Below are 20,112 nucleotides of genomic sequence, written 5' to 3'. Positions count from 1 at the left end.
AATATTGTACTTTCTTATTTCAAAATATTGATAGATGTATAAATAACATTCTAAAGAGAATATAACTTAATATGATACTTACAATAGATGTTTATTACTTTGATAACCGCACAAAATAGGTCGGTGTTTTATTTAATCGTTGGACTGATTCGACGTCTGAAATTAAACACGTAATTACAGATGATCAAGATAATGTTACGCCCTATCAAACTAGTCAGTCATATCAACGACAATTACCTTGCATAATATCACTATTTAACTACCAGCATCGTGATTGATGGTTATGTACATTTAGATAAAGGTAAGATTGGTTTAAGTGGCATTTGTATAATGCTTTGAATAAAACTATTCCTATTATTGGGGTTGCTAAAAAACCTTTTTCAGGCAATAGCGAATATTTGATTGAAGTGATACTTAGTAAGAGTAGACATCCTTTATATGTGACTTCAATCGGCATATCGTTAGAAAGTGCAGCAAAAAAGGTACAAACAATGGCGGGAAAATACCGAATACCTGATTTACTAAATTATTTAGAATAATAAACAAAATTATTTACACATGAGGAATAGATCACTGAAATGCCGTCTATTGGTTGACTTAAGTCGACCAATAGACGACGTGTTAAATTATGCTTCGTTCCAACTATCTCTTAAACCAACAGTTCGGTTAAACACGAGCTTATCTTCAGTTGCAAACTTACTATCTAAACAGAAGTAGCCTTCACGTTCAAATTGGTAAGCATATTCGGCTTGTGCGTGTTGTAAACTTGGTTCAACAAAACCCTGCTTAATAAGTAATGAATTAGGATTAATGGTTGATAAAAAGTCCTCAGCTGCACCAGGGTTTGGTGTATTAAATAAACGATCATACAGGCGAATTTCAGCCGGTTTGGCAAATTTAGCCGAAACCCAATGAATAACACCTTTCACTTTACGACCATCTTCCGGATTTTTATTTAACGTGGCGGGATCGTAACTACAATAGATTGTTTGGATGTTGCCTTCGGCGTCTTTTTCAACGCGCTCAGCACGAATCACATAGGCATTACGTAAACGTACTTCTTTACCAAGTACTAAACGCTTGTAGTTCTTGTTAGCTTCTTCCCTAAAATCAGCTCGGTCGATGTAAATTTCACGCGTGAATGTCACTTCGCGAGCACCTAATTCTGGGCGATTTGGGTGATTTGGCATACTAAGCACTTCATCAATCGTATCCGAGAAGTTCTCGATCACAACTTTAACTGGATCTAACACTGCCATTGCACGAGGTGCGTTTTCATTCAGATCTTCACGAATACAAAACTCAAGGGTACCCATTTCAACAGTATTTTCTTGTTTGGTCACCCCAATTCGACGGCAAAATTCACGAATCGAAGCAGGTGTATAACCACGACGACGTAATCCTGATACCGTTGGCATGCGTGGATCATCCCAGCCGTCAACAATGCTTTCTGATACTAATAGGTTTAGCTTACGTTTAGAAGTAATAGCGTACTCTAAATTCAATCTTGAAAATTCATACTGGTGAGGATGCGCTTCGATCGTAATATTGTCTAATACCCAGTCATATAAACGGCGATTGTCTTGGAATTCAAGCGTACAAAGTGAATGGGTAATATTTTCGATCGCATCTGAAATACAATGGGTAAAATCGTACATTGGGTAAATGCACCATTTATTACCTGTTTGGTGATGCTCGGCAAATTTAATGCGGTATATCACCGGATCACGCATTACAATAAACGGCGAAGCCATGTCAATTTTGGCTCTTAGGCAAGCTTTTCCTTCAGCAAATTTACCTTCTTTCATCTGTGTAAAAAGTGCTAAGTTTTCTTCAACACTACGATCGCGATAAGGGCTATTCTTTCCTGGTTGAGTAAGTGTTCCTCGATATTCACGAATTTCATCAGCTGAAAGTTCGTCAACATAAGCAAGTCCTTTATTAATTAATTCAATTGCATATTCATAAAGTCTGTCAAAATAGTCAGATGAGTAACAAATTTCTCCATCCCACTCAAATCCTAACCAACGGACATCTTGTTTGATCGACTCAACATACTCTATATCTTCTTTAGCAGGATTGGTATCATCAAAACGCAAGTTACACTTACCATGATAATCTTGCGCAATACCAAAATTTAAACAAATTGATTTAGCATGACCAATATGTAAATAACCATTTGGCTCTGGTGGAAAGCGGGTATGCGTTGTTTTATATTTTCCTGCTGCTAAATCAGCATCAATAATTTGACGAATAAAGTTAGATGGACGATTATCAGTCTCAGTCGGTAATGCACCGCTCATAAAAAACCTCTGGTGATATATTTATTAATAACAAAGCAAGAATGTTTACTTTGTCATTGCTGATTATGTTAGTTGACGAATATAACAAATTTTTTTTATTTCTGAAACGGAAAACAGGCAATTGGCATCGACAAAATGAGCTTTTAACTAAACCTTGCTGTTTTTTAATAAAAAAACTATTTTTTACCCAAAAAAACAAAACAAAAAATCAAATAAAATCGATGGTCTATTCAACTAATCTCCTAAAGACCCGATCAATGATTATTTTCTTCACCACCTGACTTTAACGAAACCACAAATCTTGCACCACCAAGAGGACTGGTTACCACAAAGGCTTTGCCATTATGAAATTCTGCCATTAATTTCACATAAGCTAAACCAAGCCCATAACCCCCAGTTGAACGTGTACGGCTAGTATCAAGTCTGGCAAAAGGCATAAAAATCTTTTCGCGCGCATCAAAAGGAATTCCTGCACCATCATCATCTATCTCAAAGATGACACGATTTTCATATTTGGCTATATTTAAAACCGCTTTATGTGCTGCATATTTAAACGCATTAAGTAGCAGATTTTTAACAATGGTTTCAACTAAATTGGTATCAATCATAGCGTATACATTTTGGCTATTACAAGTTAGCTCAAACCCTTTCGGTTTGAATAACGCCAGCGATTGGCACACTTTTTCGCTCCACTCTTTTAGTGATACACGCGTTAAGTTTAGCTCAATGTTGCTTTGTTGCATTTTAAAATAATTCAAGCTGGCATTAATTAATGTTTCAAGCTCGTTAATATCATCACTCATGCCTTTTTGTAAAAGGCGTTTTTCTTGTTCATCGTGAGATTCTTCAAGCATACTAAGTTCAAACCGCATACGGGCAAGAGGAGTGCGTAGTTCGTGTGCCATCGCATGGGAAATCGTTTGGTTGGTACTCACTAAGTGTTCAATATGTGCACCCATATTATTTAATACATTAGCTAGCGGCTTAAACAACCAACCTTTAACATTTTCGGTTCGTGCTTTTAAATTACCTTGCCCAAGCTGTTCGGCTGTTTGCCTGATATTAACCAAATCTTTCCAAACAGCGCTAAATGCCATATAAATTAAAATAAAAAAGATGATAGCGCTAAATAAAGCCCAAATAATAAGAAAAATGGTCAATGACATGGTATTAGATGCTAAAATATCTCGCATCGCAATGGGGCCTAATTGGAGTAAATTGCCATCTTTTAAATCAACGTAAACGACCTCTTTGTCAGCATCATAAGAAAAGTCCAGTTTCTGTAACTCCTCAAGTACCTCATAGGGTAACGGTGTGTTAATTGGCAATATTTCGATAGGGTAACCAAAATAAGGTTGTAATTCACTGACCACTTCTTGAAGGGGACGATTTTTATGCTCGTGAATTTGCATACGAATCAGGTTTACTGTGCCTCGCTGAGATTCTCGAAGCACAACATGATCATCTGGCATATCGGTTACTGATGATGGTAATGAATCAAAAACTAATAAAGCGCCATAAGAAATAATACTTTGCAATAGGAGCAAAATGACCAGATAAAATATAATCCGGCGATTAAAAAATAGCGGTTTAGCTAATAATTGACTCAATGGTTTTCTCCCTCTCGCATAAATAAATAACCTTTACCACGCACGGTTTTGATACGCAATGGATTATCTGGGTCATCGAGTAATTTACGACGAAGTCTTGAAACACGAGCATCAATAGAACGATCACTGCCATCAAAATCGATCCCTCTTACCTGAGAAAAAATATCATCTCGGGATAAAATTGTCCCTGCATTATGGGCAAGTAGCCATAATAGATCAAATTCAGCAGTCGTTAAATCAATTTCTTGCTTTTGCAAGAGCACTTTTCGGTTTTCACCATCAATAATTAAATTATCAAATATTAGCGTTTTATTATTTGCTTGAGGCAAAGTCAATTCTTTATGATTATCTTTATCAGTTTCTATCTGTTTCCGGCGTAATAAGGCTCGTATTCGAGCAAGCAGTAATCTTGGCTCAACGGGCTTAGCTAAATAATCATCGGCCCCCAATTCCAACCCAACAATTTCATCGATATTATCTTCACTAGCCGTCATAATAAGGATATAGTTAGTAAACCATGTGCGTATATCACGACAAATATCAAAACCTGTTTTTTCAGGTAACATCACATCTAATATAACCAGATCTGGATTAAGTTGTTGGATCTTTTCTTCAGCACCAGCTCCACTATTATGCCATTGAACAAGATACCCTTGCCGAATTAGATAAACTTGAATTAAATTGGCTAGCCGCTGATCATCTTCGATGATTAATATACGTTCACTCATAATCTGTTCTTAATTACCACAGCTGTACTTAACGAAGTCTTATTATACAAACAATTCCCCCCACGTTACAAAATATATACAAAGAGCCAACAAATTTTTTTGTCACTTTATGCGAAAATCTGCGTAATATCTTTAAATAGACTATTTTTACATCTAAAATGAACACTTTTTCATCAATAGCAAACTCTCTTTTTCAACCATCTTATACACAAAATCACATGCCAATTGTTTTATGTGATTTTGATGGCACAATTAGCGTGAAAGATGTTACCGACACGTTGCTTAGTCATTTCGGTCAAGATGGTTGTGATGAACTCGAAACGTTATGGCTTGATGGCAAAATTGGCTCTCAAGAATGTATGAGCAAGCAAATTGCGTTAATGGATGCAAGCTTAGATGAGCTCAATGACATCTTATCACAAATCGAAATTGATCCGGATTTTAAATCCTTTATTCATTATACCGAAAAAAATAAGATTCCCGTTCACGTAGTGAGCGATGGGCTTGATTATGCCATTGAGTTTATTTTAAAACATCATGGTATTAAACATTTGCCAATTTTTGCCAATAAATTGCTCCATAATCACATGCGTAGTTGGCGCCTTGAGTTTCCCTATGCAAGCAAAAACTGCATCAAAAAAAGTGGTAATTGCAAATGTAATCATGTTAAAAAACAACAACATTTTCCACAAATACTATATGTTGGTGATGGTTCGTCAGATTTCTGCGTATCACATAATGTTGATTTTGTGTTTGCCAAAGATAAACTGGTTCACTATTGTGAAAAAAATAGGATTGAACACTGTACCATCAATAGTTTTGCTAATGTAACACAAGCCTTAAGACAGGCTCAGGATTCGCTAATTCCTGTCATGATAGAAAAAGAGTAAGGAATATAAATGAGTACAATTGAAGATTTATCGTACTTTCTACCAGGTAACAAAGATGGCGTACTATTAATCCATGGATTAACAGGAACGCCTAATGAAATGCGGATTTTAGCTAATGGCTTACATAAAGCTGGTTTTACAGTTTATGCAATCCAGTTAGCAGGACATTGCGGTACGGAAGAAGATCTGTGTAAAACAACTTGGCAAGATTGGTATAAAAGTGTGCAAGATGGCGCCGATTATTTAGCGCAGCATGTGGATAATATCTTTGTTGCTGGACTATCGATGGGGGCACTGCTTTCGCTCAAACTGGCTGTGGACAGACCGCAACAAATCAAAGGTGTTGGCGTGTTAGCACCCACATTTTTTTACGATGGTTGGAGCATACCATTTTGGGGAAAAAAAGTCTTTCGCTTACTCGCTTTCTTTAAGAAAGTAGGTATTTTTCAAAAACAGGTGTTCATTGAAAGGCCACCTTATGGGCTTAAAGATGAACGCATTCGCGCAATAGTCTCTGAAAGTATGTTAAATGGTGATGCTGCCTCAGCTGGTCTTGCTGGTAACCCATTCCCTGCGCTTGCCGAAATGCAAATATTTGCAAAATTGGTGCGAACTGAATTGCCTAAAGTCGTTTCGCCATGTCTGATAATGCATTCAGGTAACGATGATATCGCCAATATAGAAACCAATGCTAAATTGGTCGAAAAACAGGTATCAGGTCCCTCTAAATTTGTGGTATTACATAATAGCTATCATTTAATTACGATTGATCGTCAGCGCCGCGAAGTGATAAAAACATGCGCCTCTTTCTTTAAGAATATAGCAAAAGGAATAAAAGCATAATGTCGCCATTAGTTATTCTACTTTGGATTAGTAATATCTGTTTGGATACATTAGGGCAGGTCGCTTTTAAATTTGCCGCCATCGCACCCAATAACCGGGATGGTTGGTACTATTGGTTAGATTTAGCAAAAAATAAGTGGATCTGGATTGGCGTTACCTCTTATATTGCTGAATTCTTATTATGGCTAGCCTTTTTAACATTAGTGCCTCTTTCTCAAGGGGTTTTACTTGCCTCGTTTAATATTATTACTATCATGTTAGTTGGTCGTATTATTTTCAAAGAATTACTAACTAGTTACCGCTTGATCGGAATGCTATTAATCACCGCCGGTGTTGTTTTTGTAGGGATGTCTTAATATGGCTAGATTTTACTTAATTGGCTTTTCTGTATTACTCTTTTTTGACACAATTGCACAATGCAGTTTTAAATTAACGGCTATTGAAGCGCAACCACTAGAAATGAGCCTTGCATGGTTAATTCGCGTATTTACTAACCCTTGGATCTATATCTCAATAGCAGGCTATATTCTGACATTTTTTACTTGGATGACGTTATTAAAAAAAGCCCCTGTAGGACCCGCTTTTGCCGCATCACACTTTGAAGTTGTGACCGTGATGGTTGTTTCAATTTGGTTATTTCACGAACCAATTACCTTATTCAAGTTAATTGGTACAATATTAATTGTTTCAGGCATTCTCTTTTTGGCATTAGCAGAAAGTAAATTATCGGAACAAGATTCACACCATCATCAACGTTAATTTCCAATTACAATAAGGAAAAGTAGGTAAGGTTTTATACTTAAACGCCTGCTTTCCTGAAAGTTTTTTACACAAATTTATACCGCTAATGCTTTTAATAATGTTAAATTAAGTTGATGTTGCTCTTGTTGCCAATTGATAAGGTTATTTGGTGATATGCTCGGTTGTTTATCAAGAGAACTAAGCAAACGTTTAAACCAATTAGATGGCTGCCATATTGATAGTTCACCGGTAATATCACTGCCGATAATTCTAGGTTTAATTGACGATATAGTATCAAGCAGATGATACGTTTGTAGTTTGCCTTGATCCCAGTTGGTGTGAATCACCTCTTCACTTAATACATCTTTATCAATCGATAAATAGATCGGTTGTGCACTATGATATTGTTCGGATAAGAAGTTGGCAATAAGGTCATCTGGTGTGGCAAAATGCCTAAAAGCATGTCCTAAGCCAATTTTTTTTGCCCATGCGACATTGACATCTAAGCTCCAGTAAGTCAATTGTTTATGAAATAGCGGTTTCCATCTATTTTCCCAAAAATGGGCTATACCAATATCATGGGAGGTAATGCCAAGCACATGTACATGACTGACAAAAGGCAAACTTGCCACATAACTAACCCATGATCCACAATGCACGCCAAATAGATAGCGCATATTGTCTGGATGATTATCAAAAATCACAACTTGAATAGGATTACTTGCCGAATATTGCTGCGCTAGACGTTCAATAAGTAGTAATGAAATATGATGAAAATCACCACTGCCCATTAATACCGTGCCATGGCTTTCGGGTAAAGATTGCTGTAATACCTGTTTAAATTGGCTAAATTGTTTCTTAGTGCAACCAAAACGAATTGTATCTTGCCACTGCATAACATCAATTGTTTGAGCATGGCAAATATCACCCACGCTTCTATCAAAATTGAGAATAATGGGACAGGTCATGCTACTTTCTCCTTATCGCTTTCAAAATGACCAATCAATCTACGTAATATAGTTCTTAATAATGGATTGCGAATATAAACAAGATGTTTAGTAAAAGTAAATTTTGCACCGAGTGATGCTTTTACCTCAGGATCGGTCCAACCTGCAATATAATGGCTAAGCCCTCGCTGCAAAGCATATTCAAGATTTACAAACCAACTTACAAAATAGAGATTGAGCTCTCTTGCCTGTGGATAAACCATACCGATATACTTATCAATTAGCATATTGTTCACAACAAAACAAATATTGTACCCAACCAACTTATTATCATAGTGATAAGTCACAATATGTGCATTTTGGGTTTTATTTTGTAATAGCTGAGTAAAAAAGGGCTTAGTCAATAAATCAAAATGGATTTCACTTTGCTGATAAACATTAAGGTACAGTTGATAATACTCATCTAAAACCGTTTGATTATAAAAACACTCATCCCCACTATGCAACATATTAATCACTAATTTTTCTCGTGATTTTAGCTTTCGTCTAAAATTTTTACGTCGACTATAAGAAAATCGCGAAAAAACCTCATTCATATTTGCAAAATCAATCGGTAGCCAAGCTAATGCTTGCCCTTCAACTTCAATAAAACCCTGTCTTTTTAGTGAAGAAATAAGATGCATTGAATAATCATTTTCTTTTTCACTCAGTAAAGGCGATGCGACAGGTATATCTTTAACAATTAATAAAGGATATTGCTTAGCATAAGCCATTTTAAGATGCTGTACTAATTGATTCGCATCCACTTTATCATTTAGTAATGCGTATTCTGAAACAGTTGCGCCAACAAAACAAGTATTGGGTTGTAAATAGCGCTGCCATTTATGGTAAAAAGGCAGTTTTTTAATTTTATGTCTGAAATCATCATCTGCAGTAGTGAGAAGATCAAACTTGGCAGAAAAAACAGGCACACCATCTTCACTTAGCCATGCTGAAAATTCTTTTGGAGGATGAACTAAAAAATTTTCTATTAATTCATTAGGTTCTAACTGATTAATGTATTTCATAACGTCAATCTATGGTAGGTAGTAATTTGCAGTCCCGTCAATAGATATTGACGGGAAGATAAGAATGAAACAATTAAAGCTCTTTTTTCGCTCGGGTAATTAATTGGTCAAGCAATTCAATACCCTGATCAATTTCTTGACGAGAGATGTGTAACGATGGGGCAAAGGTAATCACGTTTTTATAGTAACCACCAATATCAAGCACTAAGCCCATTTTGGTACCTTTCCAATCAAGATCACCTGACATACCAATATCAACCATTTTATCTACTAAGGCTTTATTAGCTGTAAAGCCATCTTCAGTACAAATCTCTGCACGAAGTGCCAAGCCTAAGCCATCAACTTCACCAATTTCTTTGTGTTTTTTCTCAAGTGTTTTTAAACCTTCAAGGAAATAAGCACCACTGTCCATGACCATTTTTTCATAATCAGTTTCAGAAGTCATTTTTAATACTTCAAGACCAACTGCTGTACCTAATGGATTTGAGGCAAAAGTTGAGTGAGTAGACCCAACAGGGAATACTTGTGGGTTAATTAATTCTTCACGCGCCCATAAACCACCTAAAGGGTTAAGACCATTAGTTAATGCTTTGGCAAAAACAACCACATCAGGTTTGACATCAAAATGTTCAATTGACCAAAGTTTACCGGTACGGTAAAAGCCCATTTGGATTTCATCAACCACTAATAAAATACCATACTGATCTAACACTTTTTTAAGACCTTTAAAATAATTACGTGGAGGTACAATATAACCACCTGTTGCTTGTAAAGGTTCGGCATAGAATGCTGCATATTCAGCTTGGCCAACTTTTGGATCCCAAACACCGTGATATTCGGTTTCAAATAAACGGGCAAATTCAGTCACTAAATGTTCACCATATTCTTCTGCTGTCATGCCTTTTGGACGACGGAAAGGATATGGGAATGGAACAAACATGGCACGATCGCCAAAATGACCATAGCGACGACGATAACGATAACTTGATGTGATTGATGAAGCCCCTAAAGTACGACCATGGTATCCACCTTGGAAAGCAAACATTAATGATTTACCGCCAGATGCATTACGTACCAATTTTAATGAGTCTTCAATACATTGTGAACCACCAACATTGAAATGTACTCGTCCTTCATAACCAAAGCGCTTTTCCATGCCTTGGGCAATGGTTTTGGCTAGTTCAATTTTGGTTGGATGCAAATATTGGCTTGCGCACTGTGGTAAGGTATCAATTTGCTTTTTAAGGACATTGTTTAAACGTTCATTGGCATAACCAAAATTACATGCAGAATACCACATTTGTAGATCAAGGAAAGCTTTGCCTTCTTTGTCATACATATAACTACCTTCACAACCATCAAAGATTTTTGGCGGTTCAACATAGTGCACAGTATCGCCAAAAGAACAATATTTAGCTTCATCCGCTAACAATGTCGCATCATCAGGGCGACTGTTAATCATTTCTAAAGTCGGTTTACTCATAATTATCTCACTAATCCATATTCAAATACAACAAAATGTGGCATTATTATTCAGAAATTTGGTTTGTTACAATGTACAATTAATGTATAGATTGTGTGACAATAAGCGAAACAGCAAAATAAAAGATAATGATAAAATTTGTGTGACTAGCGAAAAATGTTCACTTTTTATATATGGGTATAAAAAAATGAAAAAAACAGCTAGTGCACTTTCTATTTTGTCAACAATCGTTTTAGGTGTTTCCCCAAAAGCGTTAGCTGATCCCTTTTCCATTGGTGCAGGTGTTGGTTGGGAAAATTCACCTTATAAAAGTTACAATGCGCGTTATTTTCCTATTCCTCATATTGATTATGATAATGGGCGATTTTTTATTGATGATTTATCGGCTGGAGTTTATGTTTATCATACCGATGATCAAAGTATTTCAATTGGTGCGCGCTACTTAGCTAATGAATTTAAACCACACAATTCAGATAATCACCAATTAAAACAACTTGATATCCGTCACGCAACATTACTGACAGAAATAGAATATAACCTTGTAACCAACTGGGGTGGGTTTTCTAGTAGCGTTGGAGCTGATATGCTAAATAAAAGTAAGAGTATTTTAATCAATGCTGATTATACTGTCCCATATATACAAGGCAATTTAATTGTCGCACCTACCATCGGTATAAATTGGGTCAACAGCAAACATAATGATTACTATTATGGTGTTTCTCATAAAGAATCAGCTCGATCAGGATTACCATATTTTAGTGCTGAAAACTCATTGACACCTTATGCTGAAATAGCGGCACAATACTCATTAACTAAAAACATTGCAACTTTTGGCGGTGTTCATATCGATAAATTAACCAGCAATGTGACAGATAGCCCAATGGTTGACAATAATACTGTAACTTCGATTTATATGGGAGTATCTTATAACTTTTAATGAACATAAATGATAACGGTTTATTAAGCACTATAAGTTATTACTAGTTCAAACAAGATAAAATCTTCATCACAAAAAATTCAGGAAAAAGAAAAGTATGCTCTGGTTTAAAAATGCCATCATTTATCAACTTAATAATGACACATTACTTAATAAAGATGCGATTGCAAAAGCGTTAAAATCTCATCCATTCATCCCTTGTGGTAATCTAGACACTACTAAAATGGGTTGGGTATCGCCTTATCATGATAATAATGACGATGCTTTTATTATTGATATGCAGGGGCATTTATTATTAAGAATCAAAAAAGAAACCAAAATATTACCCGCTCCCGTAATTAAACAAGCATTATTAGATAAAATCGATAAGCAAGAACAAGCACTAAGCAGAAAACTAACTAAAAACGAAAAAGCCGCTTTAAAAGACGAAGTCATGGTTGATCTAATGCCAAGAGCATTTAGTAAATATAATCACTATTGGTTATGGATAGATACACATAATAAACGTATTATTGTTGACTGCAGTAGTTTTAAACAAGCAGAAGATATCTTAGCTATTTTACGTAAAGAGCTGGGTTCACTTGCTTTAACACCCTTATCAATTGATAAACCACTTGAACAGGTCATGACAACATGGGCTAAAGAGAACTTGAAATTTCCGCCATTTTTATTAGGCGATCAAGCAGAGCTAAAAGATCCCCTTGAAGGTAATGGCATTATCAGTTGCAAAAATCAAGAAATTACCTGTGATGAAATGCGTATCCATTTCGATTCAGGAAAATGGATCAGTAAAATTAAAATCATTGATGAAAGAGGCATTAGCTTTATCGTTAATAATGACTTAACATTTAAACGCATTAAATTTGATTCAATTATTTTAGAGGAAAATGAAGATATCGGTTCAGATGAATTGGATAAAAGACGAGAAGCTGACTTTTTTATTATGGCTAATTCATTAGCTAATACCATTAATGACTTTTGCATAACAATTTACAAAATAATTTGAAAAAATTATTTAAATATTTTCTATTGTGACAGCAATAACTATAGATTTGCCTATTATCTATGATATACTAAGTAACAGATTATGGGTAAAACATAATTGTATAAAAATAAGTCATAGTTCTTTTTATTTAAAGTAAATTTTAAACAATAAAGAAACTAAACATCGTCTATAACAACATATAAGTTGAGGCAATAAAATGAAAAAAACTACTCTAGCTCTAGCAATTGCAGTTACAACTTTAACCGCTACTGCAGCTAATGCGGCATATGAAGATAACACCTTTTACACAGGTGCTAAATTAGGTTGGTCAGAACTTTATAAACTAGATGCGAATAAAGTCCGCGGCTATGAAAAAGATGAAGCTGGTATTAAAACTTCAAACCGTAGCAATGTCGCTGGTGGTGCTTTCCTTGGCTTCCAAGCAAACCCTTATTTAGCCTTTGAGTTAGGTTATGATTGGTTAGGTTCAGCTAAATATAAAAGAACTTTGAATAATGCTGACAAAACTAAAGCGGGTGATAGCAAAATCTCTGCACAAGGTGTTTCTTTAACTGGTAAATTAAGCTATCCATTATCATTCATCTCTGACGATTTAGATATCTATGGTCGTGCTGGTGGAATGGTGACTATTGCTAAGTGGAAAAATAACGGAAATGTTAAAGCAGAATACGGCCACGGCGGTACAAAAACCGACCTATCTCCTGTTTATGCATTAGGTCTTGACTATCGTTTTGACGAAGACTTTTCTACTCGTTTAGAATACCAATATGTTCAACATATTCACACTAAAACTGACGCATCTCCAGATGCAGGCATGGTAACTTTAGGAATTACTTACCGTTTAGGCTCTCCTGCTGTGGCTGCACCAGTTGAAATAAAAACGCAAGAAAACCGTTATGTGTTAAATGAAGATGTATTGTTCTCTTATGCAAAAGCTGACTTAAAAGAAGAAGGTCGCCAAGCATTAGATAACTTACTTACAAATCTTGTTAAAATCAACCCAACTGAAAGTGCAATAGTTGTAATTGGTCATACTGACCGCATCGGTTCAGATAGCTATAACCAAAAACTATCAGAACAACGTGCTAACTCAGTAATGAAATACCTAGTATCTAAAGGTGTTCCTGCTGACCTAATCAGTGCACGTGGTATGGGTAAAGCTCAACCAGTTACTGGTACTAAATGTAATGCACTTCGTGGCGCTAACTTAAAAGCATGTTTAGCACCAGATCGTCGTGTTGAAATTGAAGTTAAAGCACGTAACGTTCAAGAAGTTCAAGTAACTGATACAACAAACTAATCTTTGTTTTTTAAGTTATTCATTAAGACCCGGTTAAATACCGGGTTTTTTTTACCTAGCTGTTTTTGTTAACAACTAAATTATATATTGTCTTAGATCTACAAATTATCCACAAAAAAGATTATAATGCTTAACTGTATTGTCAGTAAGCAAAGTTAAAGGAGTTGCCGTGCCTACCGCTATTTGGCAAGATTGCCTTTCTCAATTACAAGAAGAAATCCCCACAACAGAATTCAATTTATGGATTCGCCCGTTACAAGCGGAACTGGTCGAGAATAAACTCTATATTTATGCACCAAATAGATTTGTCCTAGATTGGGTAAAAAACAAATATTTAACAACTATCTCCCAATTATTAAATAAACTATTTAATAACGATTCTCTAAAACTATTTCTTGAAGTGGGTTCAACCGTATCTAAAGATAAAAAAGTACAAAATAACCAACGCAAAACAGAAGTGGTACCAGCATGGAAAACGACAAAAGAAACAAATAATAATCTTGTCTATCATTCTGGTATTAACCATAAGCACACATTCAATAGTTTTGTTGAAGGTAAATCGAACCAACTTGCAGTTGCTGCTGCAAAACAAGTAGCTGAAAATCCAGGTAAAGCTTATAACCCATTATTTTTATATGGTTCTACTGGTTTAGGTAAAACCCATTTATTACATGCGGTTGGCAATCAAATAATGGCAGAAAAAGCCAATGCCAAAGTTGTCTACATGCATTCAGAACGCTTTGTGCAAGATATGGTAAAAGCGCTACAAAATAATGCCATTGAAGAGTTTAAGAATTACTATCGTTCAGTTGATGCCTTGCTTATTGATGACATTCAATTTTTTGCAAATAAAGAGCGATCACAAGAAGAATTTTTTCATACGTTCAATTCATTATTAGAAGGTAATCAACAAATTATTTTAACCTCAGATCGCTACCCCAAGGAAATAAATGGCGTTGAAGATCGCTTAAAATCGCGTTTTGGTTGGGGATTGACCATTGCAATTGAGCCCCCCGAATTAGAAACGCGGGTTGCAATTTTAATGAAAAAAGCCGAAGAAAATCATATTAAGCTACCTGAAGAAGTCGCTTTTTTTATTGCTAAACGATTACGTTCCAATGTTCGTGAGTTAGAAGGCGCACTTAATCGCGTTATTGCTAATGCTAATTTTACTGGCAAAGCCATTACCATTGATTTTGTTAAAGATGCCTTAAAAGATTTACTGGCTTTACAAGAAAAACTGGTTACCATTGAAAATATACAAAAAACGGTGGCTGAATACTATAAAATTAAAGTATCAGATTTACTGTCTAAACGTCGTTCTCGTTCTGTTGCAAGACCACGACAAATGGCAATGGCACTTGCCAAAGAGCTCACTAACAAAAGCCTTCCTGAAATTGGTGACGGCTTTGGAGGAAGAGATCACACAACGGTATTACATGCTTGTAGAAAGATTGCAGAATTAAAAGAAGAAAGTAATAATATAAAAGAAGATTACTCCAATTTAATTCGAACGTTATCAACTTAAAAAAGAATCAATACTATGAAATTTATTATAGATCGTGAAAAACTGATTAAACCATTGCAACTTGTCAGTGCGCCATTGAGTAGTCGCCCTACACTACCAATTTTGGGTAATTTACTATTACAAGTGAGCGATAACACGCTATCGATGACGGGAACTGATCTTGAAATAGAGATGATATCTCATTTACCATTGGTTGAACCATGTGAACCCGGCGCAACCACAGTACCGGCTAGAAAATTTCTTGATATCTGCCGAAACCTACCTAATAATGCCCAAATTTCGATAAGTGTTGACGATAATCGATTGATGATTCAATCAGGTCGTAGTAAATTTTCATTATCCACGTTACCTGCTAGCGATTTTCCAAATTTAGAAAATTGGCAAAGTGATGTTGATCTTTCCGTTCCACAAAAAACCATTAAACGCCTTATTGATGCTGTGCAATTTTCAATGGCTAACCAAGATGTCAGATATTACTTAAATGGCATGTTATTTGAAATTGAAGATGGTCTATTAAAATCAGTTGCAACAGATGGACATCGATTAGCTTTATGTGCACAACCTATTGAGCAAGATACCAAAACTTCTTGTTCGGTCATTTTACCTAGAAAAGGGGTACTTGAGCTTGCTAAGCTGGTTAGTGATAACGACCAATTAATCAATATGCAAATTGGTAATAATAATTTACGTGTTAATCTTGGTGATTTCACTTTCACATCAAAACTCATTGATGGTAGATTTCCTGACTACAAACGCGTATTACCACGCAATCCAGATAAACCACTTGAAGTATCTTGTGAAGAGCTCAGAAACGCCCTATCACGCGTTGCCATCTTGTCTAACGAAAAATTCCGTGGTATTCGCCTTCATGTCCACAACAATCAGATAAAGATCACCGCAAATAACCCAGAACAAGAAGAAGCAGAAGAAGTTATTGACGTGAAATATCAATCAGCAGAGCTTGAGATTGGCTTCAATGTAACCTATTTACTTGATATATTAAATACGTTGAAATGTGATAGTGTACAACTGTTATTAACTGATGCAACATCAAGTGTGCAAATAGAAGATCTCAATAATCAGACAGCAACTTATGTTGTTATGCCAATGCGCTTATAATCAAATCTCATTTAATTGTCCGGCTTCGGCCGGCCTCATTCAAGGCATATGACTCTTTCAAAAATCAACATTCATCATTTCCGTAATATTGATTATGCACAACTATTATTGTCGCCACATTTCAACTTCATTGTTGGCGATAATGGCAGTGGAAAAACGAGCTTACTTGAAGCCATTTATATGCTTGGCCATGGTCGCGCATTTAGACATACTCAATCTAATCGAATTATTCAGCATCAACAACCTGAACTTATATTATTTAGTGAGATAAAAAATACTAATCAACAACTCCATTCCATTGGTCTTATAAAGTCACGCACTAGCGAGAATAAAATCAAAATAGATGGGGACGAGGGTTTTCGACTCGCCGATCTAGCCAAATTATTACCCATACAGTTAATTACACCTGAAGGGTTTGATTTATTAAGTGGTGGTCCTAAATATCGTCGTGCATTTATTGATTGGGGATGCTTCCATCATTATCCAGAATTTGTTCATTTATGGAATAATCTAAAACGCTTATTTAAACAACGCAATGCATTATTAAAGCAATCTCAAAGTTATAATCACTTATTACCTTGGGATAAAGAACTTGCCCCCATTGCTGAAAAAATTAGCCACATTAGAGCAGATTACTCGCAACATATTTTTCCTGAAATAATAAAAACTTGCCATGACTTTTTACCCGAATATCAGCTTAATTGCCAATATTATCAAGGTTGGGAACATGGCACTAATTATGCTGAAATATTATGCAAACAATATGATCGAGACAAACTCCTTAACTACACATCAGTCGGTCCACATAAAGCAGATATTCGATTACGTGTCGATAATATTCCGGTTGAAGATTTGTTATCGCGCGGGCAATTAAAGCTATTAATGTGTGCTTTACGTCTATCTCAAGGTGAGTATTACTCAAAGCAAAATACCCAAGCTTGTGTTTACTTGATTGACGATTTTGCATCTGAGCTCGATAACAATAAGCGAGAACTGCTGGCAAAACGTTTAAAATTAGCTAATTCACAAGTATTTATTACTGCTGTTAACCAAGCGCAAATTACCCATATGATCGATGAAAATGATAAGATTTTTTACATAAAATCTGGTATAATTTCTTAAATATACAGAATGATATAAACAATCAATTAAGTCGAGAAACCCATGTCTAATTCTTATGATTCTTCCAGCATTAAAGTACTCAAAGGGCTTGATGCTGTCCGTAAACGTCCAGGTATGTATATTGGTGATACTGATGATGGCACAGGACTTCACCATATGGTATTTGAAGTGGTCGATAATGCCATTGATGAAGCATTAGCAGGTTACTGTCACCATATCGAAGTGACTATTCACCCCGATAACTCTGTTTCTGTACGTGACGATGGGCGTGGTATTCCAACGGGTATTCATGAAGAAGAAGGTATCTCAGCGGCTGAAGTTATTATGACCGTATTACATGCGGGTGGTAAATTTGATGATAATTCTTACAAAGTATCCGGTGGCTTGCATGGGGTTGGTGTTTCGGTGGTAAATGCCCTATCGGATAAATTAGAATTAGTGATTTATCGCGATGGCAAAATTCACCAACAAATTTATCACTTAGGTGTACCACAAGCACCGCTCAAAGTGATTGGTGAAACAACCGAATCAGGAACCTATGTTCGCTTCTGGCCAAGCCCTGAAACTTTTACTAACATTGAGTTTGTCTACGAAATTCTGGCTAAAAGACTACGTGAACTCTCGTTCTTAAACTCAGGCGTATCTATCAGATTACTTGATGAACGCACCGGAAAAAGCGAACATTATCATTACGAAGGTGGTATTCAAGCCTTTGTTGAATATTTAAATAAAAATAAAAATCCTATTCATCCTAAAATATTTTATTTCAGCACAGAAAAAGACAATATTGGCGTTGAAGTGGCACTACAGTGGAATGATGGCTACCAAGAAAATATCTATTGTTTTACTAACAACATCCCACAGCGGGATGGCGGTACACACTTAGCGGGTTTCCGTGGCGCAATGACGCGCACATTAAACAACTATATGGAAGCAGAAGGATACAGCAAAAAAGCGAAAATTAGCGCCACAGGTGATGATGCGCGTGAAGGTCTAATTGCGGTTGTATCAGTTAAAGTCCCTGATCCTAAATTCTCATCACAAACCAAAGACAAATTAGTATCATCAGAAGTTAAATCTGCAGTTGAATCGGTTATGGGAGAAAAATTAGCAGAATACCTCCTTGAAAACCCAAGCGATGCAAAAATTGTCGTCGGCAAAATCATCGACGCAGCAAGAGCTCGTGAGGCGGCGCGCAAAGCGCGAGAAATGACACGCCGTAAAGGAGCTTTAGACTTGGGTGGTTTACCGGGTAAACTCGCTGACTGCCAAGAAAAAGACCCTGCTCTATCTGAACTGTACTTAGTGGAAGGGGACTCTGCAGGTGGCTCGGCAAAACAGGGGCGCAACCGCAAAAATCAGGCAATTTTACCGCTTAAAGGTAAGATTTTAAATGTCGAAAAAGCCCGTTTTGATAAAATGCTCTCATCGCAAGAAGTCGGTACATTAATTACCGCACTGGGTTGTGGTATAGGGCGTGACGAATATAATCCAGACAAAATGCGCTACCACAGCATCATCATCATGACCGATGCCGATGTCGATGGTTCACATATTCGTACTTTACTATTAACATTCTTTTATCGTCAAATGCCAGAAATCATAGAGCGTGGCTATGTTTATATCGCACAGCCGCCTTTATACAAAGTCAAAAAAGGCAAACAAGAACAATACATCAAAGACGATGATGCCATGACGCAATTCCAAATCGCCTTAGCGCTTGAAGATGCCTCGTTACACGTTAATGATCATGCCCCAGCACTTGCTGGCGAAGCATTAGAACGACTGATTGCAGAATATCAAAAGGTTGAAAAGCTCATCACCAAAATGGAACGACGCTATCCAAAAGCGCTACTTTCTGAATTGGTTTATCATGACGTATTAAACGAAAGTATTTTACAAAATCAACAGCAGGCTGAAAATTGGGCAAAAACCATTGTTGAAAAACTATCGAATAAAGAGCAACATGGTAGCAGCTATCTTTATTCGGCTGAATATAATGAAAAAGCACAACTGTATGTGCCAATTATAAAAATAAGAACCCATGGTGTTGATACAAATTATCCATTAGATCAGGTCTTTATTCATAGCAATGAATACCGTAATATCTGCCACCTTGGTGCACAATTAAAAGATTTACTGGAAGATAGTGCCTTTATTCAACGCGGTGAACGTAAACAACCAGTTAATTCTTTTGAAGAAGCTGTTGATTGGTTAATTAAAGAGTCTCGTCGTGGCTTAACTATTCAGCGTTATAAAGGTCTGGGCGAAATGAACCCAGAACAATTATGGGAAACGACCATGGATCCAACCAGTCGCCGTATGTTACAAGTCACCATCAAAGACGCCATTGAGGCTGATCAATTGTTTACAACCCTTATGGGCGATGAAGTTGAACCTCGACGATTATTTATTGAAGAAAATGCCCTTAAAGCAGCTAATTTAGATTTCTAAATATTACTGTTATTAAGAAACAAAAAGCCAGACA

Annotated in this window: 18 protein-coding genes; 12 read left to right on the top strand and 6 right to left on the bottom strand. The window is 36.2% G+C overall.

Annotated features, from left to right (window positions below; translation table 11 throughout):
* The first annotated feature begins 323 nt into the window (after nucleotides 1-323).
* On the top strand, nucleotides 324-539 hold the full coding sequence (locus BQ5209_RS03830; protein ID WP_085247224.1) for an endonuclease V: 216 nt from the start codon (nucleotides 324-326) through the stop codon (nucleotides 537-539).
* A gap of 87 nt (nucleotides 540-626) precedes the next feature.
* On the opposite strand, the gene glnS is transcribed toward BQ5209_RS03830, so the two are convergent.
* The 3 genes from glnS to BQ5209_RS03815 form a co-directional block, all read right to left on the bottom strand.
* Nucleotides 627-2,303: a glutamine--tRNA ligase gene (gene glnS, locus BQ5209_RS03825; protein ID WP_085247223.1), complete on the bottom strand. Its 1,677-nt coding sequence runs from the start codon at nucleotides 2,301-2,303 to the stop codon at nucleotides 627-629.
* Between the two features lie 254 nt (nucleotides 2,304-2,557).
* Nucleotides 2,558-3,913 (bottom strand): ATP-binding protein, encoded by a 1,356-nt coding sequence (locus BQ5209_RS03820; protein WP_085247222.1) that lies wholly within the window; start codon nucleotides 3,911-3,913, stop codon nucleotides 2,558-2,560.
* Nucleotides 3,910-4,641: a winged helix-turn-helix domain-containing protein gene (locus BQ5209_RS03815; protein WP_085247221.1), complete on the bottom strand. Its 732-nt coding sequence runs from the start codon at nucleotides 4,639-4,641 to the stop codon at nucleotides 3,910-3,912. The genes BQ5209_RS03820 and BQ5209_RS03815 overlap by 4 nt, the downstream gene beginning before the upstream one ends.
* Before the next feature lie 218 nt (nucleotides 4,642-4,859).
* Here BQ5209_RS03815 and BQ5209_RS03810 point away from each other — a divergent pair, with 218 nt between their 5' ends.
* From BQ5209_RS03810 to BQ5209_RS03795, 4 genes are read left to right on the top strand one after another with little or no spacing between them, the layout of a single operon-like run.
* A complete protein-coding gene (locus BQ5209_RS03810; protein ID WP_085247220.1) occupies nucleotides 4,860-5,531 on the top strand; it encodes an MtnX-like HAD-IB family phosphatase in 672 nt (223 codons plus the stop codon).
* Between the two features lie 9 nt (nucleotides 5,532-5,540).
* A complete protein-coding gene (locus BQ5209_RS03805) occupies nucleotides 5,541-6,374 on the top strand; it encodes an alpha/beta hydrolase (RefSeq protein WP_085247219.1) in 834 nt (277 codons plus the stop codon).
* Nucleotides 6,374-6,730 (top strand): EamA family transporter, encoded by a 357-nt coding sequence (locus tag BQ5209_RS03800; RefSeq protein WP_085247218.1) that lies wholly within the window; start codon nucleotides 6,374-6,376, stop codon nucleotides 6,728-6,730. Before BQ5209_RS03805 ends, BQ5209_RS03800 begins: the two co-directional genes overlap by 1 nt.
* Nucleotide 6,731: 1 nt before the next feature.
* Nucleotides 6,732-7,133 carry a DMT family transporter gene (locus BQ5209_RS03795; RefSeq protein ID WP_085247217.1) on the top strand — a complete coding sequence of 134 codons (402 nt, stop codon included), beginning with the start codon at nucleotides 6,732-6,734 and terminating at the stop codon, nucleotides 7,131-7,133.
* Between the two features lie 77 nt (nucleotides 7,134-7,210).
* Here the strand turns inward: BQ5209_RS03795 and BQ5209_RS03790 are convergent, their stop codons facing one another.
* From BQ5209_RS03790 to BQ5209_RS03780, 3 genes are all read right to left on the bottom strand, one after another.
* Nucleotides 7,211-8,083, bottom strand: coding sequence for an arginase family protein (locus tag BQ5209_RS03790; RefSeq protein WP_085247216.1), 873 nt, complete (start codon nucleotides 8,081-8,083; stop codon nucleotides 7,211-7,213).
* Entirely contained in the window at nucleotides 8,080-9,129 is a 1,050-nt protein-coding gene (locus BQ5209_RS03785) for a GNAT family N-acetyltransferase (protein ID WP_085247215.1), read from the bottom strand. Before BQ5209_RS03785 ends, BQ5209_RS03790 begins: the two co-directional genes overlap by 4 nt.
* 73 nt (nucleotides 9,130-9,202) lie before the next feature.
* Complete coding sequence (locus BQ5209_RS03780; protein ID WP_143421839.1) at nucleotides 9,203-10,612, bottom strand: aspartate aminotransferase family protein; 1,410 nt, start codon at nucleotides 10,610-10,612, stop codon at nucleotides 9,203-9,205.
* Between the two features lie 187 nt (nucleotides 10,613-10,799).
* Between BQ5209_RS03780 and BQ5209_RS03775 the strand changes: the two genes are divergently transcribed.
* From BQ5209_RS03775 to gyrB, 7 genes are all read left to right on the top strand, one after another.
* The gene (locus tag BQ5209_RS03775; protein ID WP_167370306.1) at nucleotides 10,800-11,549 is read left to right on the top strand and encodes a MipA/OmpV family protein; all 750 of its coding nucleotides are present in this window, start codon (nucleotides 10,800-10,802) and stop codon (nucleotides 11,547-11,549) included.
* A 97-nt stretch (nucleotides 11,550-11,646) separates the two neighbouring features.
* On the top strand, nucleotides 11,647-12,555 hold the full coding sequence (locus BQ5209_RS03770; protein WP_085247213.1) for a recombination-associated protein RdgC: 909 nt from the start codon (nucleotides 11,647-11,649) through the stop codon (nucleotides 12,553-12,555).
* A gap of 196 nt (nucleotides 12,556-12,751) precedes the next feature.
* A complete protein-coding gene (gene ompA, locus BQ5209_RS03765) occupies nucleotides 12,752-13,855 on the top strand; it encodes a porin OmpA (protein ID WP_085247212.1) in 1,104 nt (367 codons plus the stop codon).
* Nucleotides 13,856-14,024: 169 nt separating this feature from the next.
* Complete coding sequence (dnaA, locus tag BQ5209_RS03760; protein WP_085247211.1) at nucleotides 14,025-15,383, top strand: chromosomal replication initiator protein DnaA; 1,359 nt, start codon at nucleotides 14,025-14,027, stop codon at nucleotides 15,381-15,383.
* A 15-nt stretch (nucleotides 15,384-15,398) separates the two neighbouring features.
* Nucleotides 15,399-16,502, top strand: a complete 1,104-nt coding sequence (gene dnaN / locus BQ5209_RS03755; protein WP_085247210.1) for a DNA polymerase III subunit beta — start codon at nucleotides 15,399-15,401, stop codon at nucleotides 16,500-16,502.
* A 48-nt stretch (nucleotides 16,503-16,550) separates the two neighbouring features.
* Complete coding sequence (gene recF, locus BQ5209_RS03750) at nucleotides 16,551-17,624, top strand: DNA replication/repair protein RecF (protein WP_085247209.1); 1,074 nt, start codon at nucleotides 16,551-16,553, stop codon at nucleotides 17,622-17,624.
* A 42-nt stretch (nucleotides 17,625-17,666) separates the two neighbouring features.
* Entirely contained in the window at nucleotides 17,667-20,078 is a 2,412-nt protein-coding gene (gene gyrB / locus BQ5209_RS03745; RefSeq protein ID WP_085247208.1) for a DNA topoisomerase (ATP-hydrolyzing) subunit B, read from the top strand.
* Nucleotides 20,079-20,112 lie beyond the last annotated feature (34 nt).

The organism is Gilliamella mensalis (genome assembly GCF_900103085.1).
GTDB classification, from domain to species: domain Bacteria; phylum Pseudomonadota; class Gammaproteobacteria; order Enterobacterales; family Orbaceae; genus Gilliamella; species Gilliamella mensalis.
The sequence above is the reverse complement of the archived record's forward strand: the minus strand, read 5'-3'. Positions and strand labels throughout refer to the sequence as shown.

What these genes read in the sequence shown, in the direction of transcription:
- glnS (WP_085247223.1), bottom strand. Translation starts at nt 2,303, where the DNA reads ATGAGCGGTGCATTACCGACTGAGACTGATAATCGTCCATCTAACTTT.
- BQ5209_RS03815 (WP_085247221.1), bottom strand. Translation starts at nt 4,641, where the DNA reads ATGAGTGAACGTATATTAATCATCGAAGATGATCAGCGGCTAGCCAAT.
- BQ5209_RS03810 (WP_085247220.1), top strand. Translation starts at nt 4,860, where the DNA reads ATGCCAATTGTTTTATGTGATTTTGATGGCACAATTAGCGTGAAAGAT.
- BQ5209_RS03805 (WP_085247219.1), top strand. Translation starts at nt 5,541, where the DNA reads ATGAGTACAATTGAAGATTTATCGTACTTTCTACCAGGTAACAAAGAT.
- BQ5209_RS03800 (WP_085247218.1), top strand. Translation starts at nt 6,374, where the DNA reads ATGTCGCCATTAGTTATTCTACTTTGGATTAGTAATATCTGTTTGGAT.
- BQ5209_RS03795 (WP_085247217.1), top strand. Translation starts at nt 6,732, where the DNA reads ATGGCTAGATTTTACTTAATTGGCTTTTCTGTATTACTCTTTTTTGAC.
- BQ5209_RS03790 (WP_085247216.1), bottom strand. Translation starts at nt 8,083, where the DNA reads ATGACCTGTCCCATTATTCTCAATTTTGATAGAAGCGTGGGTGATATT.
- BQ5209_RS03785 (WP_085247215.1), bottom strand. Translation starts at nt 9,129, where the DNA reads ATGAAATACATTAATCAGTTAGAACCTAATGAATTAATAGAAAATTTT.
- BQ5209_RS03780 (WP_143421839.1), bottom strand. Translation starts at nt 10,612, where the DNA reads ATGAGTAAACCGACTTTAGAAATGATTAACAGTCGCCCTGATGATGCG.
- BQ5209_RS03775 (WP_167370306.1), top strand. Translation starts at nt 10,800, where the DNA reads ATGAAAAAAACAGCTAGTGCACTTTCTATTTTGTCAACAATCGTTTTA.
- BQ5209_RS03770 (WP_085247213.1), top strand. Translation starts at nt 11,647, where the DNA reads ATGCTCTGGTTTAAAAATGCCATCATTTATCAACTTAATAATGACACA.
- ompA (WP_085247212.1), top strand. Translation starts at nt 12,752, where the DNA reads ATGAAAAAAACTACTCTAGCTCTAGCAATTGCAGTTACAACTTTAACC.
- dnaN (WP_085247210.1), top strand. Translation starts at nt 15,399, where the DNA reads ATGAAATTTATTATAGATCGTGAAAAACTGATTAAACCATTGCAACTT.
- recF (WP_085247209.1), top strand. Translation starts at nt 16,551, where the DNA reads ATGACTCTTTCAAAAATCAACATTCATCATTTCCGTAATATTGATTAT.
- gyrB (WP_085247208.1), top strand. Translation starts at nt 17,667, where the DNA reads ATGTCTAATTCTTATGATTCTTCCAGCATTAAAGTACTCAAAGGGCTT.